Annotated in this window: 24 protein-coding genes; 9 read left to right on the top strand and 15 right to left on the bottom strand. The window is 68.9% G+C overall.

The features are described from left to right. Window position 1: 1 nt before the first annotated feature. Entirely contained in the window at window positions 2–1,096 is a 1,095-nt protein-coding gene (locus BOSE46_RS14985; protein WP_159540997.1) for a saccharopine dehydrogenase family protein, read from the bottom strand. 168 nt (window positions 1,097–1,264) lie between these two features. Here BOSE46_RS14985 and BOSE46_RS14990 point away from each other — a divergent pair, with 168 nt between their 5' ends. Beyond that, window positions 1,265–2,455, top strand: a complete 1,191-nt coding sequence (locus BOSE46_RS14990; RefSeq protein WP_159540998.1) for an MFS transporter — start codon at window positions 1,265–1,267, stop codon at window positions 2,453–2,455. Here BOSE46_RS14990 and BOSE46_RS14995 read toward each other — a convergent pair. Genes BOSE46_RS14995 through BOSE46_RS15005 form a run of 3 tightly spaced genes read right to left on the bottom strand, consistent with a single transcriptional unit; the run spans window position 2,452 to window position 6,636 of the window. Beyond that, a complete protein-coding gene (locus tag BOSE46_RS14995) occupies window positions 2,452–4,182 on the bottom strand; it encodes a glycerol-3-phosphate dehydrogenase/oxidase (RefSeq protein WP_159540999.1) in 1,731 nt (576 codons plus the stop codon). The genes BOSE46_RS14990 and BOSE46_RS14995 overlap by 4 nt on opposite strands. A gap of 42 nt (window positions 4,183–4,224) precedes the next feature. After that, a complete protein-coding gene (gene glpK, locus BOSE46_RS15000) occupies window positions 4,225–5,742 on the bottom strand; it encodes a glycerol kinase GlpK (RefSeq protein ID WP_159541000.1) in 1,518 nt (505 codons plus the stop codon). A 48-nt stretch (window positions 5,743–5,790) separates the two neighbouring features. Beyond that, window positions 5,791–6,636, bottom strand: a complete 846-nt coding sequence (locus BOSE46_RS15005; protein WP_159541001.1) for an MIP/aquaporin family protein — start codon at window positions 6,634–6,636, stop codon at window positions 5,791–5,793. 141 nt (window positions 6,637–6,777) lie between these two features. Here BOSE46_RS15005 and BOSE46_RS15010 point away from each other — a divergent pair, with 141 nt between their 5' ends. Both BOSE46_RS15010 and glpK (BOSE46_RS15015) read left to right on the top strand, forming a co-directional pair. After that, window positions 6,778–7,536: an IclR family transcriptional regulator gene (locus tag BOSE46_RS15010; RefSeq protein ID WP_159541002.1), complete on the top strand. Its 759-nt coding sequence runs from the start codon at window positions 6,778–6,780 to the stop codon at window positions 7,534–7,536. Continuing rightward, entirely contained in the window at window positions 7,533–9,041 is a 1,509-nt protein-coding gene (gene glpK, locus BOSE46_RS15015) for a glycerol kinase GlpK (protein ID WP_159541003.1), read from the top strand. Before BOSE46_RS15010 ends, glpK (BOSE46_RS15015) begins: the two co-directional genes overlap by 4 nt. 34 nt (window positions 9,042–9,075) lie before the next feature. Here glpK (BOSE46_RS15015) and leuA read toward each other — a convergent pair whose 3' ends face one another. Next, window positions 9,076–10,815 (bottom strand): 2-isopropylmalate synthase, encoded by a 1,740-nt coding sequence (leuA, locus tag BOSE46_RS15020; protein ID WP_159541004.1) that lies wholly within the window; start codon window positions 10,813–10,815, stop codon window positions 9,076–9,078. 141 nt (window positions 10,816–10,956) lie between these two features. Here leuA and BOSE46_RS15025 point away from each other — a divergent pair, with 141 nt between their 5' ends. Next, window positions 10,957–11,961: a glutathione S-transferase family protein gene (locus BOSE46_RS15025; RefSeq protein ID WP_159541005.1), complete on the top strand. Its 1,005-nt coding sequence runs from the start codon at window positions 10,957–10,959 to the stop codon at window positions 11,959–11,961. Here the strand turns inward: BOSE46_RS15025 and BOSE46_RS15030 are convergent. From BOSE46_RS15030 to BOSE46_RS15045, 4 genes are all read right to left on the bottom strand, one after another. Continuing rightward, entirely contained in the window at window positions 11,947–14,178 is a 2,232-nt protein-coding gene (locus BOSE46_RS15030; protein ID WP_159541006.1) for a DUF3488 and transglutaminase-like domain-containing protein, read from the bottom strand. The genes BOSE46_RS15025 and BOSE46_RS15030 overlap by 15 nt on opposite strands. Next, the gene (locus BOSE46_RS15035; RefSeq protein WP_159541007.1) at window positions 14,165–15,427 is read right to left on the bottom strand and encodes a DUF58 domain-containing protein; all 1,263 of its coding nucleotides are present in this window, start codon (window positions 15,425–15,427) and stop codon (window positions 14,165–14,167) included. The genes BOSE46_RS15030 and BOSE46_RS15035 overlap by 14 nt, the downstream gene beginning before the upstream one ends. A gap of 3 nt (window positions 15,428–15,430) precedes the next feature. Next, window positions 15,431–16,369: a MoxR family ATPase gene (locus BOSE46_RS15040; protein WP_159541008.1), complete on the bottom strand. Its 939-nt coding sequence runs from the start codon at window positions 16,367–16,369 to the stop codon at window positions 15,431–15,433. Between the two features lie 83 nt (window positions 16,370–16,452). Next, complete coding sequence (locus BOSE46_RS15045) at window positions 16,453–17,910, bottom strand: bifunctional 2-polyprenyl-6-hydroxyphenol methylase/3-demethylubiquinol 3-O-methyltransferase UbiG (protein WP_159541009.1); 1,458 nt, start codon at window positions 17,908–17,910, stop codon at window positions 16,453–16,455. Window positions 17,911–17,988: 78 nt separating this feature from the next. Between BOSE46_RS15045 and BOSE46_RS15050 the strand changes: the two genes are divergently transcribed. Next, entirely contained in the window at window positions 17,989–18,474 is a 486-nt protein-coding gene (locus BOSE46_RS15050) for a flavodoxin family protein (protein WP_159541010.1), read from the top strand. Window positions 18,475–18,530: 56 nt separating this feature from the next. Further along, window positions 18,531–19,250, top strand: coding sequence for a hypothetical protein (locus BOSE46_RS15055; protein ID WP_159541011.1), 720 nt, complete (start codon window positions 18,531–18,533; stop codon window positions 19,248–19,250). Between the two features lies 1 nt (window position 19,251). Here the strand turns inward: BOSE46_RS15055 and BOSE46_RS15060 are convergent, their stop codons facing one another. Both BOSE46_RS15060 and BOSE46_RS15065 read right to left on the bottom strand, forming a co-directional pair. Further along, on the bottom strand, window positions 19,252–20,271 hold the full coding sequence (locus BOSE46_RS15060) for a PHP domain-containing protein (RefSeq protein ID WP_159541012.1): 1,020 nt from the start codon (window positions 20,269–20,271) through the stop codon (window positions 19,252–19,254). 9 nt (window positions 20,272–20,280) lie between these two features. Beyond that, a complete protein-coding gene (locus BOSE46_RS15065) occupies window positions 20,281–21,084 on the bottom strand; it encodes a pentapeptide repeat-containing protein (RefSeq protein WP_159541013.1) in 804 nt (267 codons plus the stop codon). A gap of 25 nt (window positions 21,085–21,109) precedes the next feature. Between BOSE46_RS15065 and BOSE46_RS15070 the strand changes: the two genes are divergently transcribed. The 3 genes from BOSE46_RS15070 to BOSE46_RS15080 all read left to right on the top strand — a co-directional run bounded on the left by BOSE46_RS15070 (window position 21,110) and on the right by BOSE46_RS15080 (window position 23,637). Further along, a complete protein-coding gene (locus BOSE46_RS15070) occupies window positions 21,110–21,376 on the top strand; it encodes an acylphosphatase (protein ID WP_159541014.1) in 267 nt (88 codons plus the stop codon). Window positions 21,377–21,456: 80 nt separating this feature from the next. Beyond that, window positions 21,457–21,894, top strand: a complete 438-nt coding sequence (locus BOSE46_RS15075) for a hypothetical protein (protein ID WP_159541015.1) — start codon at window positions 21,457–21,459, stop codon at window positions 21,892–21,894. A 30-nt stretch (window positions 21,895–21,924) separates the two neighbouring features. Continuing rightward, entirely contained in the window at window positions 21,925–23,637 is a 1,713-nt protein-coding gene (locus BOSE46_RS15080; protein ID WP_159541016.1) for a histidinol-phosphate transaminase, read from the top strand. A 3-nt stretch (window positions 23,638–23,640) separates the two neighbouring features. Here the strand turns inward: BOSE46_RS15080 and BOSE46_RS15085 are convergent, their stop codons facing one another. Genes BOSE46_RS15085 through BOSE46_RS15100 form a run of 4 tightly spaced genes read right to left on the bottom strand, consistent with a single transcriptional unit; the run spans window position 23,641 to window position 26,704 of the window. Further along, window positions 23,641–24,168 (bottom strand): GNAT family N-acetyltransferase, encoded by a 528-nt coding sequence (locus BOSE46_RS15085; protein WP_159541017.1) that lies wholly within the window; start codon window positions 24,166–24,168, stop codon window positions 23,641–23,643. Window position 24,169: 1 nt separating this feature from the next. Beyond that, window positions 24,170–25,087, bottom strand: a complete 918-nt coding sequence (gene era, locus BOSE46_RS15090) for a GTPase Era (RefSeq protein ID WP_159541018.1) — start codon at window positions 25,085–25,087, stop codon at window positions 24,170–24,172. After that, complete coding sequence (locus tag BOSE46_RS15095; RefSeq protein ID WP_159541019.1) at window positions 25,084–25,413, bottom strand: cytidine deaminase; 330 nt, start codon at window positions 25,411–25,413, stop codon at window positions 25,084–25,086. The genes era and BOSE46_RS15095 overlap by 4 nt, the downstream gene beginning before the upstream one ends. After that, window positions 25,397–26,704 carry a hemolysin family protein gene (locus BOSE46_RS15100; RefSeq protein WP_159541020.1) on the bottom strand — a complete coding sequence of 436 codons (1,308 nt, stop codon included), beginning with the start codon at window positions 26,702–26,704 and terminating at the stop codon, window positions 25,397–25,399. Before BOSE46_RS15100 ends, BOSE46_RS15095 begins: the two co-directional genes overlap by 17 nt. Window positions 26,705–26,713: the final 9 nt, after the last annotated feature.

The following is a 26,713-nucleotide window of genomic DNA, read 5'->3' on the forward strand; positions in this document are numbered from 1 at the left end:
GTCAGACCTCTCCCTGCTCGGCGAAGTGGCGTCCGGCTTGTGTGGAGAACAGCTGCTCGAGCGAGATGTCCTCCTGCTTGATGAATCCAGTGTGCGGCAGCGTGCCATCGGCGACGAGCTCGACGACGCTGACCGCGGAGGCGGCCGTCGTCCACGAGATGGCGCGCCACGTGCGTCCCGAGATGTCGAGCGGCTTGTAGGCGCGTACGTGGTTCTCGCGGAACGGGTGGCCGTTCTTGACGCCCTCGACGGCGGCGTGGATGAAGACCACGTCGTCGTTGACCGGCGGCTTGGAGTCGACCAGCATCTTGCCGACCAGCTCGCGCTGCTCCCGCAGGTTGAGCTCGTCGAACAGGAAGTGCATCTGGTCGAAGTGACCGGGATAGCGCAGCGTCTTGTAGTCGAGACGGTGCACCCGGCCCTCGTACGTCTCACACATCGTGCCGAGACCGCCCGAGGTCAGTGCGGCCTCGAGCTCGATGCCGCCGATGAAGACGCGCTCCTTCTCGGTCATCGCGGGCACCATCTGGCGGTTGCCCGAGCGCAGCACCTCGCAGTCGTTGAGGTACTCGTTGACGACACCCTCCGGCGACCAGTTGATGGCGTAGCCCAGCAAGCCCGTCGGGTTCTGCGGCAGCGCGCCGACCTTGAGCTCGATCGAGCGGATCTCGTCGAAGGTCTTGGCGATCGAGGCACCGATGATGCCGATGAGCCCGGGGGCCAGTCCGCACTGCGGTGCGAACGCCGCACCGGCGCCGCCCGACTCGCTCTGCCCGGCGAGCTCGATGACGCGGTTGGTCGTCGGCACGTCCTCGGTCAGGTCGAAGTAGTGGGTCCCGGCATCGTACGCGGCCTCGGCCACGTCGATGTTGAGGTGATAGGGCAGGCACGACACGACGGCGTCGACCCCACGCAGCGACTCACGCAGCCCGGCGGTGTCCTGCACGTCGAGGGGCTTGACCTCGAACCCGAGATCGTCGCGGGGCGCGGAGTCGTAGCCGATGACCTTGAAGCCCGACTCGCCCAGCATGACGGCGACGAGCTCGCCGACCTTGCCGAGCCCGAACACTGCGACCTGATTGATGATGCGCGCCACGTATCCTCCTCACGACCGGGGTGGATCTCACCGCGGTGCAACACTGCGCCGAGGGTGGTCGGCGCCCCTCGAGCGTATCGCGAACCAAGGCCATTTACTGTACCGGCCGGTGCAGTGACCCGCGGCACGTCGGGAAGTGGTGAGCGGCGCTGCTGGTTGACTTCGGACATGGCACCCCTCAGCGGAGGCCGCGCATTCGCTGCGCTCGCCTTCACCTTCGCCGTCACGATGATGGGCACGACGCTCCCCACCCCGATGTACGTCATCTATCAGGGCGAGTTCGGGTTCTCGATCACGATGTCGACGGTCATCTTCGCGACGTACGCCTTTGGCGTGCTCGCGGCGTTGCTCGCGTTCGGCCGGTGGTCCGACACCCTCGGCCGACGACCGCTCCTGCTCGGCGGCCTCGCGGTGGCCATCATCAGCGACGTCGTGTTCCTGCTCGCCGGCAACACGGAGACGCTGCTCGTCGGCCGCGTGCTCTCGGGTCTGTCGGCAGGAATCTTCGTCGGGACGGCAACCGCGGCCGTCGTGGAGGCTGCTCCGGCGACCTGGCGCCCGAGGGCGGCACTGATCGCGACCGCCGCGAACATCGGCGGGCTGGGCCTCGGCCCGCTCGTGGCCGGCGTGCTGGTCGACTGGCTGCCGTGGCACCTGCACCTCGCGTTCATCGTCCACATCATGCTGTCGCTGGTCGCCGTCGCGCTCGTCTGGGGCGTCGCGGAGACCGTTGACGTCGTGCCCGGGTCGCGGCCCGGCTTCCAGCGCCTGCTCGTCCCGGCGAAGGTACGCACGACGTTCATCGGCGCGGGCATCGCGGCATTCGCCGGCTTCGCGGTGATGGGCCTGTTCGTTGCCGTCTCCCCCAGGTTCGTGGCCAACGCACTCACGAACCCGAGCCCGGCGCTCGAAGGGCTCGTCGTGTTCACGGTCTTCGGCGCGTCGGTCGTCGCCCAGGTCGTCCTCAAGGGAGTCTCGACCACGCACGCGGTCAACGCGGGGTGTGCGCTCCTGGTCGCCGGCATGGGGATCCTCGCGTGGGGCCTGCAGGCCGAGTCGGTCCCCCTGATCGTGCTGGCCGCAGTGGCGGCGGGGGCCGGCCAGGGCATCTCGTTCAGCAAGGGCCTCGCCTCCGTGCTGGCCAAGGTCGACCCGCACCAGCGGGCCGGCGTGACGTCAGCCTTCTTCGTCGTCGCCTACATCGCGATCTCGGTGCCGGTCATCGGCGAGGGCCTGGCGGCGCAGAAGTGGGGCCTGACATCGGCCGGCACGTCGTTCTCGGCGGCGGTCGCCGTGCTTGCGGCGCTGGCCCTCATCACCCTCGTGATCGACCAGCGCCGCGAGGCCCGGGCGGGTTAGACCCGGACCGATACCGGGACGACGTCCGCTGCACCCTTGCGGGCCGCGTCGGCCGTGTCGTCGTCCGGCATGGTCTGGCTCTCCCGCTCGGCCTCGACCCGCCTGACGTAGTGGTCGACCTCGTTGGCGCGCTGCGCGTCGTCCCAGCCCAGGACGCGCCCCATCAGCTCGGCGACGACGGGCGCCGCCGTCACGCCGCGGTCGAACTCCTCGAACGAGATGCGCGTACGCCGGGTGAGCACGTCGTCGAGGTGACGGGCGCCCTCGTGGGTCGCGGCATAGACGACCTCGACGCGCAGGTAGTCCGGCGCCCCCTCGAGGGGCAGTCCCAGATCGGGGTCGTCGGCGACGAGCTCCAGCAGCTCGTGGATCAGGGACCCGTAGCGGCCGAGCAGATGGGTGATCCGCTCGTCGTGCAGGCCGGAGTCGCGCGCCAGGAGCTGGCGCTGGTTGGAGACCGCGTCCCAGCCCTCGGCGCCCAGCAGCGGGATGTGCTCGGTCGCGCACGCCGGCACACGGCGCTCGAGCTGCCCCTCGAGGCCGTGTGCCACCTCGTCGATGACGTCCTTGGCCATGATCCGGTACGTCGTGTACTTCCCGCCCGCGACCACGATCAGGCCCGGCGCCGCATGCCCGACGGCGTGCTCGCGGGAGAGTTTGCTGGTCGCCTCGTCCTCGCCGTGCAGCAACGGACGCAGCCCGGCGTAGACGCCCTCGACGTCATCGTGCGTGAGTGGCTCGACGAGCACCTTGTTGACGTGCTCCAGCAGGTAGTCGATGTCGCTGCGACTGGCCGCCGGGTGATCCTTGGACAGTGACCAGTCGGTGTCGGTCGTGCCGATGATCCAGTGCCGGCCCCACGGGATGACGAACAGCACAGACTTCTCGGTGCGCAGGATCAGGCCCGACTCGCTGCGGATGCGATCGCGCGGCACGACGAGGTGCACGCCCTTGCTGGCGCGTACGTGGAACTGGCCGCGCTCCCCCGCGAACGCCTGGGTCTCGTCGGTCCAGACGCCGGTGGCGTTCACGACCTGCCGCGCCCGCATCGTGATGGTCCGGCCCGACTCGAGATCGCGGACCTCGGCGCCGACCACCCGGCCGCCTTCCTTGACCAGCGACATGACCCTCGCCCGGGTGGCGACGTGCGCCCCGTACGCCGCCGCGGTCCGCGACAGGAACATCGTGTGCCGGGCGTCGTCGACCTGGGCGTCGTAGTACTGCAGGGCACCCACCAGCGCGTCCTTGCGCAGCGACGGTGCGATGGCGCGCGCCCCTCGTCGCGTCAGGTGCCGGTGCAGCGAAACGCCCGCTCCGTACCCTGACGCCTTGCTCATGGCGTCGTACAGGGCGACACCTGCACCGGCGTAGACGCGCTCCCAGGCGCGATGCTGCAGCGGATAGAGGAACGGGACCTCCCGCACCAGGTGGGGTGCGAGCCGCTGCAGGTGGAGACCGCGCTCCTTGAGCGCCTCCGCCACGAGCCGGAAGTCGAGCATCTCGAGATAGCGCAGCCCGCCGTGCATGAGCTTGCTCGACCGGCTCGACGTGCCGGAGGCCAGGTCACGCGCCTCGACCAGGCCGACCGACAGCCCGCGGGTGGCGGCGTCGAGGGCTGCTCCGCCCCCGACGACACCACCCCCGATCACCAGGACATCGAGTGTCGTGGCAGCCATCGCCTCGAGTGCGTCCTCGCGGGATTGCGGGGACAGGGGTGCTGACCTCATGCTCGTACCTCTCGATGTCGTGGTGCTCGGTGTGCGGTTGGGCTAGCTGACGTCGACCCAGTCGAGGGTCCGGGTGACGGCCTTCTTCCACTGGCCGTAGCCGGTCTCCCGCTGCTCGTCGTCCCACTGCGGCTCCCACCGCTTGGACTCGTTCCAGTTCTCCCGCAGCTCGTCGGTCGAGCTCCAGAAGCCGACCGCGAGACCCGCGGCGTACGCCGCACCAAGCGCCGTCGTCTCGGCGACGACCGGACGGCTGACCGTGACGCCGAGGACGTCGGACTGGATCTGCATGCACAGCTCGTTGGCCGTGACACCACCGTCGACCTTGAGCACCTCGAGCACCACGCCGGAGTCCTTCTCCATGGCCTCGGCGACGTCGCGGGACTGGTAGCAGATCGCTTCCAGGGTCGCGCGCGCCAAGTGAGCGTTGGTGTTGAAGCGCGAGAGGCCGACGATCGCCCCGCGTGCGTCCGAACGCCAGTAGGGCGCGAAGAGACCGGAGAACGCCGGCACGAAGTAGACGCCGCCGTTGTCCTCGACCTGGCTGGCGAGCGACTCCGACTGAGCGGCACCGGAGATGATGCCGAGCTGGTCACGCAGCCACTGCACGGCCGAGCCCGTCACCGCGATCGACCCCTCGAGCGCGTACACCGGCTTGTCGTCGCCGAACTGGTAGCAGACCGTCGACAGCAGTCCCGCGTTGCTGCGGACGAGCTCGGTGCCGGTGTTGAGCAGCATGAAGTTGCCCGTGCCGTACGTGTTCTTGGCCTCGCCCGGGGCGAAGCAGACCTGGCCGACGGTCGCGGCCTGCTGGTCGCCGAGGATGCCGGTGATCGCCACCTCGCCGCCGAACGGCCCGTTCTCGAGCGTCAGACCGTACGGCTCCTTGGTCGACGAGGGCTTGATCTCCGGGAGCATCGCCCGCGGGATGTCGAAGAAGCCCAGCAGCTCGTCGTCCCACTCCAGCGTCTCCAGGTCCATCAGCATCGTGCGGCTCGCGTTGGTGGGGTCCGTGACGTGGACTCCGCCGTTGCGGCCACCCGTGAGGTTCCAGATGATCCAGCTGTCGGTGTTGCCGAAGATCGCCTCACCCTTCTCAGCCGCCTCGCGGACGCCGTCGACGTTCTCGAGGATCCACTGGATCTTGCCGCCGGAGAAGTACGTCGCCGGGGGCAGCCCCGCCTTGCGCCGGATGATGTCGCCGCGCTCATCACGATCGAGCGCGCTGGCGATCCGGTCCGTGCGGGTGTCCTGCCACACGATCGCGTTGTAGTAGGGCCGTCCGGTGTTCTTGTTCCACACGACGGTCGTCTCGCGCTGGTTGGTGATGCCCAGAGCGGCGAGATCCTCGGCGCCGAGACCGGCCTTGGTCAGCGCCGTCTGGATGACCGCGGACGTACGCTCCCAGATCTCGGCCGGGTTGTGCTCGACCCAGCCGGCCTGCGGCATGATCTGCTCGTGCTCGAGCTGGTGGCGGGCCACCTCGTTGCCGCTGTGGTCGAAGATCATGAAGCGCGTGCTGGTGGTGCCCTGATCGATGGATCCTACGTATTCAGCCATGGTGGTTCCTCTCGGTGGAGTGACGGTGGATGCGGGTGTGCGGGGCGGTCATACGAGGCTGTCCGCGTCGTCGCGGGCGGCCTGGCGGGCCGGCTCCTGCACGGGCTCGGAGACCGTGATCTCCTCGGGCTCGTCTGGCAGGTGGCTCTCGATGAGGTACTTGAACATCGCGCCACCGATCAGACCACCGAGGATCGGTGCGACGATCGGCAGCCAGAAGTAGAGCGGGTGACTGCCGCTGGTGCTCCACCAGGCGTCACCGTAGCCCGTGATCCACGACGCGAGGCGCGGCCCGAAGTCACGTGCCGGGTTGATGGCATATCCGGCGTTGCCACCGAAGGCCATGCCGAGTGCGACGACCAGAAGGCCCACGACGACCGGGCCGATGTTGGCCATCGGCGGGTTGTTGGTGGCCGTGGTCAGGGCGAAGATCACGAAGACGAGGATCGCCGTGCCGACGACCTGGTCGAGGAACGCCGAGGGGATCGAGACGCCCGCGGTCGGTGAGGTCGAGAAGATGCCCTGCGTCGCGTACGTGTGACCGGGATCGACCTTGCCGATCAGGTCGGCGTACGTCGCCCGGATGATCAGGGCTGCGATGAACGCGCCGGCGACCTGCGCCGCGATGTAGGGCGCGACCTTGCGCCACTCGAATCCCTTGAACGCCGCGAGGGCGATCGTGACGGCCGGGTTGAGGTGCGCCCCCGAGATGCGCGCCGCAACGTAGACGCCGAGCGTCACGCCGATGCCCCAGGCCCACGCGATCGAGTCGTGGTCGCCTGCGGCGCCGTCACCCGTGACGACCTGCGCCACGACACCGGTGCCGAACAGGATGAGGACCATCGTGCCGAGCAGCTCAGCTGAGATCTCACCCCACAGAGTGTTCTTCTTCATGTCGTAAACCTCACTGTCCGGGCGGCTCGTGCCGCCGGGAGCGACGCTAGGACCGGGTATGACGTGCCTCAAGGTCGATCGTTCGACATCGTCGAACGGCCAATCAACACGTGTCACCACTTCCGCGCTAACGTCGGGGATGTGCCGGGGGCGATCCAATCTGTCGAGCGTGCTGCGGCGGTGCTTCGCATCCTCGGCGGCGCCGGCCGTCCGCTCCGACTCTCGGAGATCGCCGACGCGCTGGACCTGCCGAAACCGACGATCTTCGGTCTCGTACGCACGCTCCGCGACGTGGGATTCGTGCACCAGGACCGCGCGACGTCGGACTATTCGCTCGGCGACGGCATCCGCAACCTGCACGAGTCCGGGCTCGATCCCAACGACCTGCGTTCGCACGCCATGAACTGGTCGGACGCCCTCGCGTCACGCACCCGGCTCGAGGTGCACATCGGCTTCCCCGATCCCGACGGCGCCCGCATCGTGCACCACGTCTTCCGGCCCGGCGGCGCCAAGCAGCACCTGCGCATCGGCGAGGTGCTGCCGTTCCACGCCAGTGCCCTGGGCAAGATCATGCTCGGCTTCGTCGCCGGTACGCCGTCGAGTCCTCGCCTGCTCGAGCGCTACACGCAGCGCACCGTGGTCAGCCGCGCAGCCCTCGACGCCGAGATGCACCGCATCCGGGCACGCGGCTGGTCGTCCGAGGGCGGCGAGCTGACGCCCGGGATCGGTGCCGTGGCGGTGCCCCTGCGCGGCTACGGCGGCATCGGCGTCGGTGCGCTGGCGGTCACCGGGCCGGTCGAGAAGGTGTTCCGTCACGCCGGTCCCCCGCTCGAGTCGATCATCCAGGCCACGACCGACACCGCCGTGTCGATCTCCCGTTCACTGGGGCTGCACGCATGAACGACACGGTCATCGCCGCGATCGACCAGGGCACGACGTCGACCCGGTGCATGATCTTCGACCGTCAGGGGCGCACCAGGTCGTTGGCGCAACGCGAGCACCACCAGGTGTTTCCGCAACCGGGCTGGGCCGAGCAGGACGCCGACGAGATCTGGCGCCACGTCCAGCGACTCGTCCCGGAGGCCCTTGCTCAGGCGGGCCTCGACCGCCGGCAGGTGGCCGCGCTCGGGATCGCCAACCAGCGCGAGACCACGGTCGTCTGGGACCGCACCACCGGCAAGTCGGTCGCCCCCGCGATCACCTGGCAGGACACGCGTACGTCGGACCTGGTCGACGACCTCGTCGCCAAGGGTGCGACCGACAAGGTCATGGCGGTGACCGGCCTGCAGCCTCGTACGTACTTCGCCGGCCCACGTCTTCGCTGGTTGCTGGACCATCGACGCGGGCTGCGTCAGCGCGCCAAGGCCGGCGAGCTGTTGTTCGGCACGATGGAGAGCTGGCTGATCTGGAACCTCACCGGCGGTGTCGACGGCGGAGTCCACGTCACCGACGTGACGAACGCCAGCCGCACGATGCTGATGGATCTCTCGACCGGGCAGTGGGACGACTCGATGCTCGACCTGCTCGACATCCCCCGCGTCGGACTGCCCAGCATCCGTTCCAACGCCGAGGTCTACGGCACGTGCGTCGATCCGCTGCAGGGTGTGCCGATCGCCGGCGCTCTCGGAGACCAGCAGGCGGCGCTGTTCGGCCAGACCTGCTTCGAGCCCGGCGACGCCAAGTGCACCTACGGCACCGGCGCGTTCCTGCTGATCAACACCGGCAAGGAGCGGCCGACACCTGGCCCGTCCGTGCTGCCGACCGTCGCGTATGCCCTCGGCGACGACGACCCGGTCTACGCCGTGGAGGGCTCGATCGCGATGGCCGGCTCCCTCGTCCAGTGGCTGCGCGACGCCCTCGAGATCATCCCGACGGCTCCGCAGATCGAGACGTTGGCTCGCTCGGTCGAGCACAACGGCGGGTGCTACATCGTCCCGGCATTCTCCGGGCTGTACGCCCCGCGCTGGGACCAGGACGCCAGAGGCGTGATCGTCGGGCTCACCTCGTTCGTCACGAAGGCGCATCTCGCCCGCGCCGTGCTCGAGGCCACCGCCTGGCAGACCTGGGAAGTCGTGGAGGCGATCCGCAACGACCTCGGCCTGACGCTGGAGACCCTGCGCGTGGACGGCGGCATGACGTCCAACCACCTGCTGATGCAGATGCTCTCCGACGTGCTCGACGTGGCGGTCGAGCGGCCGCTCGTGTCCGAGACCGTGTGCCTGGGCGCGGCCTACGCCGCCGGGCTCACCGTCGGCTACTGGTCCGACCTCGCGACGCTCAGCCACCACCGGCACGTCGCCGCGGTGTGGCGGCCGAAGATGGACGCTGCGGTCCGCAAGCGCGAGTCGACGCAGTGGAACCGCGCGGTCGACCACGCCCTCGGGTGGGTCCTGCCGCCGGACTGACCTCAGCCCGTACGGCAGGACCCCCGCGGCTTGGTCAGCCCGGGATCGTCTGGGCGGCGGCCCGGTTGGCCGCCGACACGACGGCCCGCAACGATGCCGTGACGATGTTGCTGTGGATGCCGACGCCCCACACGGTCTCGCCGGCGACGTTGCACTCGACGTAGGCAGCGGCCTGTGTGGTGGCGCCCTCGGTGCGCGGAGCCAACGCGTGCTCGGAGTAGTCGAGGAGGGCGATGTCGGCCCCGGCCTGCCGCAGGCTGTCGACGAACGCCGCGACCGGACCGTTGCCGGCGCCCTTGAACTCCTTGACCTCCCCGCGTACGCGCAGCTCGACGACCTGCTGGTCGCTGCCGTCCGACGCGGTCACGGAGCTGTAGCTCTCCAGGAGGTAGGGATCCTCGGCCTCGAGGTATTCGCGCTCGAACGCCGACCAGATCGCGCTTGGCTCGATCTCGCCGGCCTCACCCTCGGTGAGCTCCTGCACGACCTGGCTGAACTCGATCTGCAGGCGACGCGGCAGGTCGAGCTGGTGATCGTTCTTGAGGATGTAGGCGACGCCGCCTTTGCCGGACTGGCTGTTGACCCGGATGACGGCCTCGTACGTACGACCGACGTCCTTGGGGTCGATCGGCAGGTATGGCACGGCCCACGCGACGTCGTCGATGTGCCGGCCGGCATCTGCGGCGTCCTTGGCCAGCGCCTCCAGACCCTTCTTGATCGCGTCCTGGTGCGAGCCGCTGAACGCGGTGTAGACCAGGTCGCCACCGTAGGGGTGACGCTCGGGGACCGGCAGCTCGTTGCAGTACTCGACCGTACGACGGATCGAGTCGATGTCGCTGAAGCTGATCTGCGGGTCGATGCCCTGGCTGAACAGGTTGAGCCCCAGCGTGACGAGGCAGACGTTGCCGGTGCGCTCACCGTTGCCGAACAGACAGCCCTCGATGCGGTCGGCACCGGCGAGGTAGCCCAGCTCGGCGGCGGCGACACCCGTGCCGCGGTCGTTGTGCGGGTGCAGCGACAAGACGATGCTGTCGCGGCGTGGCAGGTGCCGGTTCATCCACTCGATCGAGTCTGCGTAGACGTTGGGCGTGGCCATCTCGACGGTTGCCGGCAGGTTGATGATCAACGGCCAGTCGGGCGTCGGGTCGATGACGTCGATGACCCGGCTGCACACCTCGAGCGCGTAGTCGAGCTCGGTGCCGGTGTAGGACTCCGGCGAGTACTCGTAGGAGATCTTGGTGTCCGGGGTGTGGACCTCGGCGTACTTCATGCAGAGGCGGGCACCCTGCGTCGCGATGTCGGTGATGCCGTCCTTGTCGAGACCGAACACGACGCGGCGCTGCAACGTCGACGTCGAGTTGTAGAAGTGCACGATGGCCTGCTTGGCGCCCACCAACGACTCGAAGGTGCGGTCGATCAGCGGCTCCCGGCACTGCGTCAGCACCTGGATCACGACGTCGTCGGGGATGTGGTCGCCCTCGATCAGCTGGCGTACGAAGTCGTAGTCGGTCTGGCTCGCGCTCGGGAAGCCGACCTCGATCTCCTTGTAGCCCATCCCGACGAGCAGCTGGAACATCGCCAGCTTGCGTGCCGGGGTCATGGGGTCGATCAGGGCTTGGTTGCCGTCGCGAAGGTCGACAGCGCACCAGCGCGGCGCCTGCGTGATGGTCTTGCCCGGCCACGTGCGGTCAGGGAGCTCGATGGGCACGAACGGCTGGTAGCGGTGGTGCGGCATGCCGCTGGGCTGTTGCGGGGTGTTGGCGTAGGTCGTCATGGGGATCCTCGGGGTGTTTGTCTGGCTGGGATGCGGCCGGGACGTGACAAACTCCGCGCCGAGGGGTCCGACCTAGAGGACCTCGACGCGGCAGAGAAGGAGCAGGCTCTTGATCCGCATGTTGCTGGGTACTTTATCAGCATGGACACCAGCACGGGGAAGGGTTCGTATGTCGAGCCGGACGGGGAGTTCGACCGCGACATGGACTACATCCCCGATCGCATCGTCCGCGACCCCTCGGCGACCTCCGACCGACCGCTCTGGCCCGTCGAGGCCGCTCGCTACCGCCTGATCGTGGCCCGGGCCTGCCCGTGGGCCAACCGATCGATCATCGTGCGGCGACTGCTCGGGCTCGAGGACGCCATCTCGATCGGCTACTGCGGGCCGACCCACGACGAGCGGAGCTGGCGATTCGACCTCGATCCCGGTGGAGTCGACCCGGTGCTCGGCATCGAACGGCTCCAGCAGGCGTACCTGAAGCGGTTCCCCGACTACTCGCGCGGCATCACCGTCCCGGCGATCGTCGAGATCGCCAGCGGCAAGGTCGTCACCAACGACTTCCCGCAGATCACGCACGACCTCGCGACCGAGTGGACCCGGTTCCACCGGACCGGCGCACCCGACCTGTGGCCAGAGGAGGTGCGCGACGAGATGGAGACGATCATGCGGCGCATCTTCACCGAGGTCAACAACGGGGTCTACCGTTGCGGGTTCGCCGGCACGCAGGAGGCGTACGAAGCGGCGTACGACCGCTTGTTCACGGCGCTCGACTGGCTCGAGGAGCGGCTCGCCACCCGGCGCTTCCTCATGGGCGACTCGATCACGGAGGCCGACGTCCGCCTCTTCACGACGCTGGCGCGGTTCGACGCGGTCTACCACGGCCACTTCAAGTGCAACCGCAACAAGCTCGTCGAGATGCCGGTCCTCTGGGCGTACGCACGTGACCTCTTCCAGACTCCCGGCTTCGGCGAGACGATCGACTTCGTGCAGATCAAGAAGCACTACTACGTGGTCCAGTCGGACATCAATCCGACGGGCATTGTCCCCAAGGGACCCGACACCGACGGCTGGCTGACCCCGCACGGACGCGAAGAGCTAGGCGGCCGGCCGTTCGGCGACGGCGCACCTCCATCACCCGAGCGTTGACGCCGTCCGGAGCGGGCCCGATGGTGCGTACGCCCTGCGGCCCGAGAGCGATCGGGGCAGCGCGAGCGCTCGCCACCGCTCCTGCCGCGATGCGCCTTGCGCCAAGGAGGCGATCACCGCGCGGAGATCGTCGACGCCGTCACCCTCGGCGACACCGGAGCGGGCGAAGCGGGCTCTCTCGACTCGCCTGAGCAACCGGCTCAGCGCCTCGCCATCGATGCCGTCGCGGGTGCGAAGGCGTGCAGCGAAGCCACGAGGCGTGTCGGTCGGCGAGAACGGCAACCCGAAGTCGCGTGCCGTGTCCTCGAGCTCGCGCCACAACGGGTCGACCGACGAGCCGGCCCGACTGATCCGCCAGCGACGCCGCGACCAGCGCAACAGCGCCGGGATGCCGATCATCACCAACAGCACCATGAACGAGATCAGGGCCGTGCGCGGTGCGGTCTTCGTCGTGGTCGAGGTGGGCGTCGCTCCGCTGTCGACGTTGGTGGCCTCGTCACGTGCCGCCCTGCGCGGGCTGCCGGAGAACTCGCCGTCGTCGGAGTTCGAGGCCGGCGCGCCGGGCTCCTTGAACGCCGTGGCTGATCCGACGCCCGGAGTCGGCTCGAACGTGATCCACCCGATGCCCTCGAAGTAGATCTCGGTCCACGCGTGCAGGTCGTCCGACGTCGCCTCGTACTGGTTCTGGCCGTCCTTGACGTTGACCACGCTGCCGGGGGCGTAGCCGACCGCGATACGCGACGGGATGCCGAGCGTCCTGGCCATGACCGCCATCGCCGAGGAGAAGTGCACGCAGTAGCCGGACTTCTTGTCGAGGAACTTCGCGATGACGTCGATGCCGTTGCCGTCGTAGTCGTCCGCGACGGGTGCCGTCTCGGAATAGGTGAACCCGCCGTCGTTGCGCAGGTAGTCCTGCAGCGCGACGACCTGGTCGTACTGGTTGGTGGCGCCCTTGGTGACCCTGCGCGCCGTGTCCTCGATGATCTTCGGCATCTTGTCGGGAAGCCTGACCTCCTCCTGGAGGAGCAGGTCCCTGGGGTTGGTCGAGATCGCGCGCATCTGGGTGGCGGTCGGCTGGATGTCGAGGCTCGTGACGGAGTACTTCTGGCCGCGGGTGTCGTCGTCGGGCGACGTCATGGTGCGACCGAACCCCAGCAGCCACTCGCCCTTGAGTCCCGAGACCTTGTCCAAGGGGTAGGGCACCGGCAGCATCGTGGTGCGGAGCTGCTGGATCGTGATGGTGGTCGACTCCTTCTCGACCTTGATGTCGGGGCTGAACTCGAGCGCCTCGGCACCCTCGGGGGCGGCGAACTGCTGCGTCGTGCCCGGCTTCCAGGTCTTGCCGGTGAAGTCCCGCAACGTCGCGACCTTGAGGTAGGGCGCCTGGGGCAGGCCTGTCGTGTAGGTCAGCGCGGTCGTGGTGCCGTTGCGGCGCAGGTTCTGGCCCAGCTCGAGCATGGGGTTGATGCCGCGGCCGAACACCGCTGGTGGCGGCTTGCCCCACGAGGTCGCCACTGCGCTGACGTCGGGCGAGATGACCGGGAAGGCCACGGCTGCGGCCAGTGCGGCGACGCCCAGCACGACGGCGGGACCGCGCTGGCGACGGGCGAGCGTACCGCCGAGGGCCGTCCGGGACCGCAGGATGACGAGCCAGAGCGCTGCGACCGCGACGAACAGCCATACCGAAGGAGTGTCCCCCGAGATCAGAGCCGGCGTCGCGAACACCGAGAGCAGCAGAAGGCCGATCGCCGATGCCGCCCGACGGCGCTCGAGCAGCAGGTCAGCCACGATGACGAGCAGGCCGAACGAGCTCGCGACCACCAGCACGACGGGCTTGGCGGCGGCCACGGGTGCCTGCTCCTCGATGATGATGTCCTGCGCCGCCGACGCGAGGTTGCCCAGCTCACGGAACGTGTCGAACGTCGGGAGTATGCCGATCAGGGTGCCGGGGACGAAGATCCAGGCGAGGGCGAGGAACTCGACCACGATGGCGATCGGGGCCACCCACCTCACGCCCACGGCGCGCAGGACGGCACACGCGAGACCTGTGAGCGTGGCGACCAGGATCGTGGTGATCCACCAGTCGTTGCCGGCGATGACGCTGCGGAAGCCCGACAGGAGCAGCGCGAACGCCACCGCGATGATGAGGTGATCCACCACCGTGTCGCGGGTCGTGCGGCCGGTGAGCCGCTGCGTCGACGCCTCAGCCCGCAGCATGCGCACGCGCCCCGTCGAACTCGGTCCACAGGTCGCTGATGTCCTGGTTGGGCTGATAGGTCACGATGCGCCAGCGCGCGTCCTCGAGGATTCCGCGCGCCTCGGCCGACGTGTTGGCAGCGACCAAGGCGAGCACGGCTCGCGACGTCGACATCACGTGGGCCCAGTAGTGCGCGCGTTCGACGCTCACGCGCCCCAGCACCATGAACGCCGCTCGCTCGGGTGCCACGAGTCGCTCGTGGTCGTTCCGCTCCGGCTCGACCACGGCGAGGTCGACCATCGCGTCCTCGAGGGTGTCCTGCCCATCAGCGATGAACCGGTCGATGGCGCGGCCGCTGGACTGCAGCACCACGACGTACCCGGCCTTGACCAGGTGCGCCGAGATCGAGGCGGTCGCGACGATGCACCACTCGAAGACGGAGGAGTACTCCCAGACTCCCTGCCGATCCTGTGCCGTGCCCTGGCTGACCGGCTCACAGTCGAGGATGACGGCGGCCCGCGGGGTCAGCTGCTGCTCCTCCTGGCGCACCATCAGCTCACCGCGGTGGGCGGTGGCCTTCCAGTGCAGTCGCTTCATGGCGTCACCGGGCAGATAGCTGCGCGCGATGACGTCGTCCTCGCCCAGCCCGACGTGCTGAGGAGCGGGCCGTGTCGCGCCGTCCTCGCTCGTGCCGCGCGGCGCGATGGGTCGCAGGTCGACGCGACGCGGCAGGACCGTCAGCAGCTCGGGGCTGCCGAACTTGTGCCTGCGGAAGACGAGCCCGAACGGGTCCAGGACGTTGACCCGCAACGGCCCGATCGGGTGGCGACCCCGCCGCAGACCCTGCAAGGCGTACGAGAAGGACACCCGTGAGTCGGTGCCGTGGCTGCCCCCGAGCGCGGGCAGGATGCCGGATGCGTCGCCGGAGATGCCGGGTGGCAGGTCGTCCGACCACTTGGCCTCGAGGCACGGCAGAACCGACAGGTTGGTGATGCGCACCGTCGCGTGGGACATCTGGCCGGGCGGCACGACCTGGGGCGCGAACGAGCGCTCGATGCGTACGCGGGAGTGGCCCGCGAACACGAAGACCGCGGAGAACAGCACCAGCGCAAGCATCAGTCCCGTGACGTAGAGCAGTGCCGGGAGCGACAGGACCGGAGCGGCGATGAAGCTGACGACCGCCGCCAGGAGGAATCCCGCGCCGCGGCGAGTGAGCACGACCGAGCTCGCGGCACTTCGCAGACGGCCGGCGGACGTATCGGTCGGCATGCGTCAGCTCGGCTGGACGGCGCCGGCCGGGACCGGCGTCTCGGCGACGATGCGGTCGACGACGTCCTCGACGCTCGACGCGCCCCGCATCGGGATCAGGCGGTGCGGCAGCACGACGGGGACGAGCACGTCGATGTCGTCAGGCAGGACGAAGTCGCGGCCCTGCACGGCTGCGCGAGCCTTGGCCGCGCGTACGAGCTGGAGCGTGGCACGCGGGCTCGCACCGAGGCGCAGATCGGCGTCGACGCGAGTCGCCTGCGCGATGTCGACGGCATACTGCTCGACCGCTGGGGACACGTAGATCGCTCGCGCCGCAGCGATCATGGCCTGCACGTCCTCGATCGAGGCGACGGACTCGAGGTCGTCGAAGGGGTTCTCGGCGTCGCGGCCGCGCACCATCGCGAGTTCCGCCGCGGAGTCGGGGTAGCCCATCGAGATGCGGGCCATGAAGCGGTCGCGCTGGGCCTCGGGCAGGGCGTACGTGCCCTCCATCTCGTAGGGGTTCTGCGTCGCGACGACCGTGAACGGGCTGGCCAGCACGTACGTCGTGCCGTCAACCGTGACCTGACGCTCCTCCATGGCCTCGAGCAGCGCGGACTGGGTCTTGGGCGAGGCGCGGTTGATCTCGTCGCCGATGACGATGTTGGCGAACACCGCACCGGGCTTGAACTCGAACTCGCGGTCGGCCTGGTTGTAGACCGAGACACCCGTGATGTCGGACGGCAACAGGTCGGGCGTGAACTGGATGCGGCGCACCGAGCAGCTGACCGAACGGCCCAACGCCTTGGCGAGAACGGTCTTGCCGACTCCCGGGACATCCTCGATCAGGAGGTGTCCTTCGGCGAGAAATACCACCAGGGCGGCCTCTGCGGCCTCAGGCTTGCCGTCGATGACCTTCTCGATGTTGGCGAGAATGGCCCGAGCAGCGGTCTCGAAGTCCATACGTGATGGTAGTCACATCAGCCCAAACGCGCACCGAAAAGCGGACGGTCATCGGATGACCACGAGATGTCAGGTCGGCTCGGTCAGGGAAGGTAGGCCGCCTTCAGGCCGACGTCCGCCGTCCTGCCGGGGGCGACCTCGACCAGGACCTCCACGCGATCGGCGGTCTGCGACTGGCTCTTGTTCGCGAACGCCGCGAACGTCGGCGACGACTCACCGGGGCGCAGCCAGAACCGGCGGGACGGCATCGTGATCTCGCCGGGCAGCCAGTCCCATCCGGCGACCTTCTGGTTGCCTGCGTAGGCGCTCACGACGAACCGGGTGACGTCAGCGACGTCGTCGAACTCGATGAGGAGGCGCATCGCCTCCAGGCTCTGGATCGGGAAGCTGATGCCTCCGCGGCCCTCGACGTGGCACGAGACCTTGAACTCGTCCGCAGGCGACGCGGACACGTCGGCCTTGCCTGCAGGCAACATGTCGCCGGCAGCCACGTCGATGAAGTCGCGGTGCTCGGAGAGCGGCACGGACGTACGTACGGCGGGACGGCCGGTGGCCTCCTTCACACGTACCGACGGCTCCGGGCTGCGCGACGCCACCACGAGGCTCCAGGTGTTGGCCAGCGGCTCGACGTGGTGCGCATACAGTCCGGCGTTGTCCAGCATCTGCTTGAGCCGGGCCGCGTCGAAGACCGAGACGTGGCCCCACACGCCCTCCAGCCGGCCGTGAAGAGGCACCGAGAACAACAGCTCCGCGCCCTCCGGCAGCGCCTCGGCGAGCACCTTGAGCGCCTTCTCGGCATCCGGCACGTGCTCGAGAACCTCGCAGCAGATCACGAAGGTAGCGCCGAGCTCGTCGAGACGGTCCTTGGTCAGGTCGTAGAGATCACCGATCTCGAGCGTGGCCGGCGCATCGGCCAGTCCGTTGGCAGCGAGCGTGGCGAGGCTCATCTTCAGCCAGTCGTCGACGATGTCGATGCCGTGATAGCTCTCGACGTCGGCGTCGCGGATGAGGAGCGACGCCAGGTAGCCACGCCCGAAGCCGACGTCGAACAGGCGATCGCCGGCCCGTACGAAGTCCATCGTCCGGCGATAGCGCAGGCGGTTGCTCTTGCCTTCCTCGTGCTTGATCTGGGCCTCGAGGCTCGCAGCGTCCGCCACCTCCGGGTGCTTGAACTTCTCGATCGTGTCGTCGGCGTAGTCGAACCATGCGGCCAGCTCGTGCCCGAAGACCCGCGAGGCCCCGGCCGTGCTCAGCCGCTCGTGCGCGTCGATCAACAGCCATCCGGCTCGCACCGCCGCTGCCTCTGCCGGGTCCGACACCTCGCGATCCACGGGGCGTGGCGTGTCGGCCGGCGTGTTGACCACGCGGATCCACCGACCGTTGACGTTCTTGGCCTGCGCGCGGGTCCGGGTCGGTGCCTTCAGCGCCGGCTTCTGCGGCCTCGGGGCGGGCGCGCCCTTGACGAGGACGCGGGCGGTCGTCCGGAGCCGGTGGCCGACCCGCGCGAGGAGTCCACGGCGTGAGGTGGCTGGAGAAGTCATGTCGCGACCCTATCGACGGCTTGTCCGTGCCCGGAAATCGACGGCTCGAGGCAGCGACTCATTGGTACTGTCCGGCCCATGGCACGCCTGTTGATCGTCCATCACTCCCCCACGCCGAACCTGCAACGGATTCTCGATGCCGTGGTCGATGGGGCGTCGGACCCGGCGATCGAGGGGGTGGAGGTCGTCGTACGTCCTGCGCTGGAGGCGGGCGCCGACGACGTGCTCGGCGCGGACGGCTACCTGCTCGGTACGTCGGCGAACTTCGGCTACATGAGCGGAGCGCTCAAGCACTTCTTCGACACGATCTTCCTCGAGGCCGGTGGCTCGCTCGCCGAGGACGGCTCGGCGGGCAAGGGCGCGGGTGGCAAGAAGCCGTACGGCCTGTGGGTGCACGGCCGGTACGACACGACGGGTGCCGTGCGGTCGGTCCAGAGCATCGTGCAGGCGCTGTCGTGGACGCAGTCGGCCGACGTCCTCGAGATCCTGGGAGACGTCGGCGATGCAGAGCTCGTATCAGCCCGCGAGCTCGGCGGCACCCTGGCCGCACTGCTCATGGATTGAGCAGTCGCGTTCCTTGGCGTGCAGGTGGAGAATTGCTGCAGAACGAGGGAGTGACCATGAACATGCCCGATGCCCTGCCGACTCTGTCCGCGGGCTCCCACGACGCCGAGCACGGCGAAGCCTGCGTGATGGAGTACGTCTCGCTGCTCGCCGGCGAGGAGTGGAGCGACCGTCCGGACTGTACGCACCCGATGCTGGCGCACGAGGCGCGGACGACGAACGACCTCTTGCGCGACAGCGACCGCGCACGACTCGTCCCGTTGATCGGCCGGCTCTTCGGCACGACTGAGGACTCCTCCGAGCTTCGCGCCAAGCTCCGCATCACGCAGGCACGCCAGGTCATGGCGCTCCTGGAGCCCGACTCCCGCGGACGCGTCATCGCTGCGATCGAGGAGGCCGAGGCGTGGCTCGACCGCGAAGGCGACTCGACCCACGTCCAGCAGGCGATCGATGGCGCGATCGCCTACCCGCGGCGCAGCGGCGACCTCGACCCCGCCCACACGAGCTTCCACCTCAACGCGTCCAGGGTGTTCGCGTTCGTCATGACGCCAGAGCTCGGGCCCGCCGAGGCGTACGCCGCGAAGGCGCACGTCATCGCGCACCTCGTGGCCGCATCAGGCGAGTGCCGGGCCGACTGCGGCAGCGAGCCGGCACGGGCACGACGCATGGTCAAGGACCTGGCGGGACTGATCGATGCGTACGACGAGGTCACCGGCCGCACCGCGCGCGAGGTGTCCCCCGACGAGATCCGGGAGCTGGCCGACACCCTCGGCTGACTCAGCGTTTGGCGTGTGACCACTCGAGCAGGCGCTCGACGGGCCAGGTCGTGACGATGCGCGACGCCGGCACCTTGTTGGCCGCCGCCCGCTCCGCGCCGTAGTCGAGGAAGTCGAGCTGCCCCGGTGCGTGCGCGTCGGTGTTGATCGCGAACAGGCAGCCGTAGTCGAGCGCCATCTGCATCAGCTTGCTCGGCGGGTCGCGTCGCTCTGGTCGCGAGTTGATCTCGACGGCGACATCGAACTTCTCGCAGGCGGCGAACACGATCTCGGGGTCGAAGCGGGACTGGTCCCGCCCGCCGCGCGAGCCCGCGACGAGGCGGCCTGTGCAGTGGCCGAGCACGTTGATGTGCGGATTGGCGATCGCGTTGACCATGCGGCGGGTCATGAGGTCGCGGTCCATCTTGAGCTTGGAGTGCACGCTGGCGACGACGACGTCGAGGCGTCCCAGCATCTCGTCGGTCTGGTCGAGCTCGCCGTTGTCGAGGATGTCGACCTCGATGCCACTGAGCAACCGGAGATCGTCGTGCTCGGCGTCGACCTCCGCGATGACGTCGAGCTGTTCGGCCAGTCGCTCGGCCGACAGTCCGTTCGCGATCGTGAGCCGGGGCGAGTGGTCCGTCATGACCTGGTACTCCCGGCCCAGGCGTGCCGCCGCGCGGGCCATCTCCTGGATCGGCGAGCCACCGTCGGACCAGTTGGAGTGGCTGTGCAGGTCGCCGCGCAGCTTGGCTCGCAGCTTCGCACCGCCCGAGGCCAGCGGCGCCTTCCCACGTTCGCGCAGGTCGGCAAGGTAGCCGGGCACCTCGCCGGCGACCGCTTCGGCGATGATGCCGAACGTACGGTCGCCGATTCCCTTGATCCGCTTGAGGCTGCCGTCGCGGACCTGCTTCTCGACCTCGGCCGGAGTCAGGTGCTCGATCGCCGCGGCCGCCTTGCGAAAGGCTTCGACCCGGTAGGTCTTGGCCAGCTCGCGCTCGAGCCAGAACCCGATCTCCTTGAGTGCCTCGACAGCATCCATACGCCTCTCCTACCCCGCCCAGTGTCCGGGTCGCGCGAGCCGGGCCGGGATTCTCGTACGTGCGTCGCCGCGTGCGGAGTTGACCTGCGTCTGGGTGAGGAACAGGGCTCCGGTCAGGTCGGCGCCAGTCAGGTCGGCGTCGCGCAGGTCCGCGCCGATCAGGTCCGCCTCGCGGAGATCCGCGCCGCCCAGGTCGGCAGCGATCAGCAGCGCGCCTCGAAGGTTGGCACCCCGGAGATCAGCCTTGCGCAGCCTGGCCCCTACGAGATCGGCTCCGCGTCGCTCGGGCCCGCGGTGCGCCGATCGTACGAGCTCGCTGGCGCGCTGCAGCAAGGGGTCGACGCCTGCGCGATGGCCCGGGAGATCGAGTCCGGCGAGGGTGTCGGTGTCCGTACGCGTGAGGGCTTCCGTAGCGGCGTATGCCTGCTCGAGCTCGGGGTGCAGCGACTCGGCGGCAGGACGGGTCAGCGCCTCCGCGACGTACCAGAGCATCTCGTGCAGCTGCCGCATCACCGGGAGGGCGGCGAACATCGGCGCCGACGTCGCAGGCGCGTCCCGCCAGCTCACCCCGGCGAAGGTCACCTGGGCCACTTGTTGTCCCGCGCCGAAGCAGTCGTACACGGCCGAGCCACGAAATCCCTCGTCGCGGAGCCGATCGTGGATCCCGCAGCTGAAGTCGGCGGCCAGGTTGACGCACGGGTCCCCGGCTCGCTTGTCGATCGGGAAGTCGGCCGACTTCTCGAACGCGAGGGCGACGCAGCACAGCCCGAAGCAGCTGCTGCAGTCGGCGACGAGATCGAGACGGCGGTCCACGCCGGGAGCCTAATACGCTGGGACGATGATCCGCCGACGCGTCGTGGTGAGCGGCAACGTGCAGGGAGTCTTCTTCCGGGCCTCGTGCCAGCAGGAGGCGTCGAGGCATGGCATCGCCGGGTGGGTGTCGAATCGCCCTGATGGCGCGGTCGAGGCGGCTTTCGAGGGCGACGACTCCGCAGTCGAGGCATTGGTCGCGTGGTGCCGTCAGGGTCCCGCGCGGGCAGAGGTGTCCGACGTCGACGTGCGCGAGGAGGAGCCGGAAGGCCTGAGCGGATTCGACGTGCGCTGAGTTCGGCGACCGGAGCAACCAGTTGTGCGGGAGGATCTAGTCACCGGCGGAACCTCCGCCACGCGACGCAAAGGATCGACATGCCCAAGACCACGTTCACCGTGCACACGAGCCTGTCGCAGAGCGACGTGCTCGCGCTGCTGACCGACTTCGGCCCTGAGCGGCCCGACATCTGGCCGAGCATCGACGCGGCACACTTCACGGTCCACGAGCTCGGTGCGACCACCTCCGATGTCACCGAGGGCACCGCGATGGGCTGGGAGCGCAGCCACTACACGTGGGACGCCGCCGCCGGCACCGTGGCAGTCGACACGGTGGAGTCCAACCTGTGGGGACCCGGCAGCGGGTGGCTCTACAAGCTCGAGCCGGTCGCCGAGGGCACCGACGTGCACGTGACGCTGACCCGTGTCGGGAACTCGCTCAAGGGCAAGCTGATCGGCGCACTGATCCCGGTCGTGGGCGCCAGCGCGCTCAGCAAGCAGCTCAAGTCGGTGCTGCGAAAGGCCGAAGCACGCTGATCGCTGGCCGTCGTCGGGCAGGATGACTGTGTGACTACCAGTCTCACTCCGCACCGGACCGTCATCCTCGAAGCAGATGCCGGCCACCGTGAGGACATCTACCGGGCCCGCCATGAGGTGTACGCCCTTGAGCTGGGCCAGCACCAGCCCAACGAGCAAGGTTTGCTGCGCGACAGGCTGGATGAGGTCAATCGCTACCTCGTCGCGGTCCGTGACGGGACGCTCGCCGCGTTCGTGAGCATCACTCCGCCCGGCGAGCACGGCTACTCGATCGACAAGTACTTCGAACGTGCCGAGGTGCCGTTCGAGATCGGCACCGGCACGTACGAGATCCGGCTGCTGACCGTGCTCGAGGAGCATCGGGACTCCGACCTCGCCGCCACTCTCATGGTGGCCGCATTCCGCTGGATCGAGGCGCGCGGCGGCAGCAAGGTCGTCGCCATCGGGCGGGACGAGGTCGCGGGCATGTACCTGCGCGGCGGGATGCTGCCGACCGGCCTGTCGGTCAGCTCAGGGGCCGTGAACTTCGAGCTGATGTACGCCGACGTCGCGCAGGTCCGCTCCGACTTCGACGCCCTCGAACCGGTCGTCGCCTCGATCGAGCGGTCGGTGGAGTGGCGACTGCACGTGCCGTTGCGGAAGCCGGCCGCCTGCTTCCACGGGGGTGAGTCGTTCGACGCGATCGGCACCAGATTCGACGATCTCGGGCGCCGTCACGACGTCATCAACGCGGACGTGCTCGACGCGTGGTTCCCGCCGGCACCGGCGGTGGTCACGGCGATCGCCGATGAGCTGCCGTGGCTGCTGCGCACCTCGCCGCCGGTCGACTGCGCAGGCCTCGTGGCCGCCATCGCCTCGGCGCGTGATCTGGACGCCGCGGCGGTCCTCCCGGGCGCCGGATCGTCCGACCTCATCTTCCGTGCCCTGCCGCGCTGGCTGTCGCGCGACTCACGCGTCCTCCTGCTCGACCCGACGTACGGTGAGTACGCGCATGTCCTCGACAAGGTCGTCGGTTGTCACGTCGATCGCGTCCCGCTCGAACGCTCGACGGGCTATCGCCCGGACCTGGCGCAGCTCGAGGCGATGATCGCCTCCGGCCCCGACCTCGTCATCCTGGTCAACCCCAACAGCCCGACCGGGCAGTTCATCACGGCGGCCGAGATCGAGAGCCTGCTCCGAGCGGCGCCGCCGTCCACTCGGCTGTGGGTCGATGAGACGTACGTCGACTACGTCGGTGAGACCGTCGAGCCTCTGACGCGGCGCCACGACAACCTGATCGTCTGCAAGTCGATGTCCAAGGCATACGCGCTCAGCGGTGCCCGAGTCGCGTACCTGGCCGCTGGGCCGCATCAGCTCGAGGACCTGCGCGGTCTGACGCCGCCCTGGGTCATCGGCCTGCCTTCCCAGGTCGCGGCGACCCGCGCGCTCGAGTCGACTGCGTACTACGAAACGCGATGGGCCGAGACGCATCAGCTGCGCGAGACCCTGGCGGGCGGTCTCGCCGACCTCGACTGGGACGTGGTCCCGGGCTGCGCCAACTTCCTGCTGGCGCACGTGCCCGACCATGGGCCCTCAGGTGCCGAGGTCGTGGCTCTCGCGCGCACGCGCGGCCTCTACCTGCGGGACGCGACCAACATGGGCAGCGCGACCGGCGACCGAGCGGTCCGACTCGCGGTCAAGGACGCCACGACCAACCAACGGATGCTCGAGATCCTGACCGATCTCACGACAGCAAGCTCGTAGGCATCAGCCTTCGCTGATCCGCGCGTACATCCACATGTCACGACGGGTGTCGCCGACCAGCCGCCACGACCGCATCAAGCCCTCACGCTCGAACCCCGCTGACTCTGCGGTGCGGATCGATGCCTCGTTCCAGGGCTCCACGTAGAGCTCGAGGCGCGGGATCGACTGTGCGGTCAGCGCCCAGTCACCCAGGGCCCGCAGGGCCAAGGCGGCATAGCCGCGGCCTCGGTGTGACGGCCCGATCCAGTAGCCGGTCGACGCCCGCCCGTTCTCCAGCAGACTCAGCCCGATGTAGCCGACCGCCACGTCGTCCGACGCACGTGCGATCGCGTACGCGTAGCCGACGCCGGAAGGCAGCCGGCCATTCTGGCGAGCGATGTACGCCTGCGCACCGTCCTCGTCAGGAACGGGCGGAACCGTCGTGATGAGCGGGATCAGCGGATCCGTCGAGGCGGACAGCACCAGGGCGGCATCGTCGGGCCGGAAGTCGCGCAGCCGTACGACGCCTCCGTCGATGTCCGGCTGAGCCACCTCAGAAGCCGAGCTTGCGGAGCTGCTTGGGGTCGCGCTGCCACTCCTTGGCGACCTTGACGTGCAGGTCGAGGTAGACCGGCGTGCCCAACAGCTTCTCGATCTGCGAACGGGAGTTGGTGCCGATCTCGCGCAGGCGGGCACCCTGCTTGCCGATGATGATGCCCTTCTGGCTGTCGCGTTCGACGTAGACGTTGACGCGTACGTCGACCAGAGGCTTGCCCTCGGGGCGGTCGGGCCTCGGGACCATCTCGTCGACGACGACCGCGATCGAGTGCGGGAGCTCGTCGCGTACGCCTTCGAGCGCGGCCTCGCGGATGATCTCCGCGATGAGGGTCTCCTCGGGCTCGTCCGTCAGCTGGCCCTCGGGATAGAGCGCCGGGCCTTGGGGCAGCGTGCCGATCAACAGGTCTGCGAGCAGGTCGACCTGGTCGCCGGCCACCGCCGACACCGGGATGATCTCCTGCCACTGCAGGCCCGCGTCGATGCCGGCCTGCTGGATCTGGAGCAGGTGGTCCCGCAGCTTGTCGGGCTTGACCAGGTCGGTCTTGGTCGCGATCGCGAAGACCGGCTTGCTGCGGATCTGGGCCAGCTCGCGGATGAGGAACTTGTCACCCTCGCCAACGGTCTCGTTGGCCGGCAGGCACATGCCGATCGTGTCGACCTCGGACCAGGTCGACCGGACCAGCGCGTTGAGGCGCTCGCCGAGCAGCGTATGAGGCTTGTGCAGGCCGGGGGTGTCGATCAGGATCAGCTGCGCGTCGGGTCGGTTGACCAGCCCGCGGATCGCGTGACGCGTGGTCTGTGGCTTGGACGAGGTGATGGCGATCTTGCCGCCGACCAGCGCATTGGTCAGCGTGGACTTGCCGGCGTTGGGCCGGCCGACGAAGCACGCGAAGCCCGACTTGAACTCGCTCATGACTCGTTCACCGATCCCACGGCTCCAGTGGCGTCAGCGACGAAGACGCTGATGCCATGGCCAGCCAGATCACGTACGGATGCCGGGTCGACCGACTCTGCGTCGGTCACCACGGCGGCCGCCTCGAGGCCCTTGGCCCCGGACGAGACGGCCATGGCGACAGCGAGGTCGAGAGCCGCGACCTGCAGCGAGTCGAGCGCCACGGTCGACGCGGCGTACGTACGACCGTCGAGGTCACGCACCGCGGCACCTTCTGCCGTTCCGGTGCGGGCCCGCGAGGCACGCGCGAGCGTCACCAGCTTGGCGTCCTCAGGACTGAGTTCCATGGTCCGAACCTCTCGATGCAGCGTTGTCTGTGGTTTGTTCGATGCGGCTGACGACGACCTGGCCGATGCGATTGCGGCGACCCGACGGCCCCTCGGCCTCGAACCGCAGGCCTTCGACCTCGACGACGCTGCCCCGGATCGGCACCTTGCCGAGGTGCTTGGCCATGAGACCGCCGACCGAGTCGACGTCCTCGTCCTCGATCGGTATGTCGAACAGGTCCTCGAGGTCGTCGACCTCGAACCGCGAGCTGAGCCGCCACGAGCCGTCGGGCAGCTGCTCGCTCTCCTCGGGCTCGGAGTCGTACTCGTCGGTGATCTCGCCGACGATCTCCTCGAGGATGTCCTCGATCGTGACCATGCCCGACGTGCCGCCGAACTCGTCGACGACGATCGCGACGTGGGTGCGCTCGGCCTGCATCTCCTTGAGGAGGTCGTCGGCATGCTTGGTGTCGGGCACGAACAGGCACGGCCGGGCGATCGACTCGATGCGTTCCGTCGTCTCGGCGACGTGGTTGTCGAACACGCGCTTGGTGACGTCCTTGAGGTAGGCCATGCCGATGACGTCGTCGAGGTTCTCCCCCACGACCGGCATGCGTGAGTAGCCGCTGCGCAGCGCCAGCGACATCGCCTGCCGCAGCGTCTTGTGCCGCTCGATGAACACCAGATCGGTGCGCGGCACCATGACCTCGCGCGCGATCGTGTCGCCCAGCTCGAACACCGACTGCAGCATCTTGCCCTCGTCGGACTCGATGACCGAGCTTGCCGCGGCGAGATCGACGAGCTCACGCACCTCGACCTCCGAGGCGAACGGCCCTTCGCGAAAGCCCTTGCCGGGTGTCACGGCGTTGCCCAGCAGGATCAGCCACTGCGGGATCGGCCCGAGCAGCCGGGTCACGCCGATGACCGGGAGCGCGGACGCGAGCGCGATCGACTCGGCGTGCTGACGCCCGAGCGTACGGGGACCGACGCCGATCAGGACGAAGCTGACCACGACCATGATGCCGACGGCGATCAGCAGGCGGTGCCACAAACCGTCGACGTGATCGGCGACGAACAGCGCGACCAGCACGACGCTCGAGGTCTCGGCGACGACGCGGACCAGCAGGACCGAGTTGAGGAAGGGAGCGGGGTCCTCGAGGATCTGCGCGAGGCGACCGGCTCCCCCGCGTCCGTCGTCCTCGAGCTCCTCGGCGCGCGCCTTTGAGAACGCCGAGATCGCTGCGTCGACGCTGGCCAAGGTGCCCGCGACCAGCGCCAGGACGACCGACACGACGATCGGCGCCCAGCTCATCGTGGGCTC

This window comes from Aeromicrobium sp. 9AM, from assembly GCF_902506105.1.
In the GTDB taxonomy this organism is placed as follows: domain Bacteria; phylum Actinomycetota; class Actinomycetes; order Propionibacteriales; family Nocardioidaceae; genus Aeromicrobium.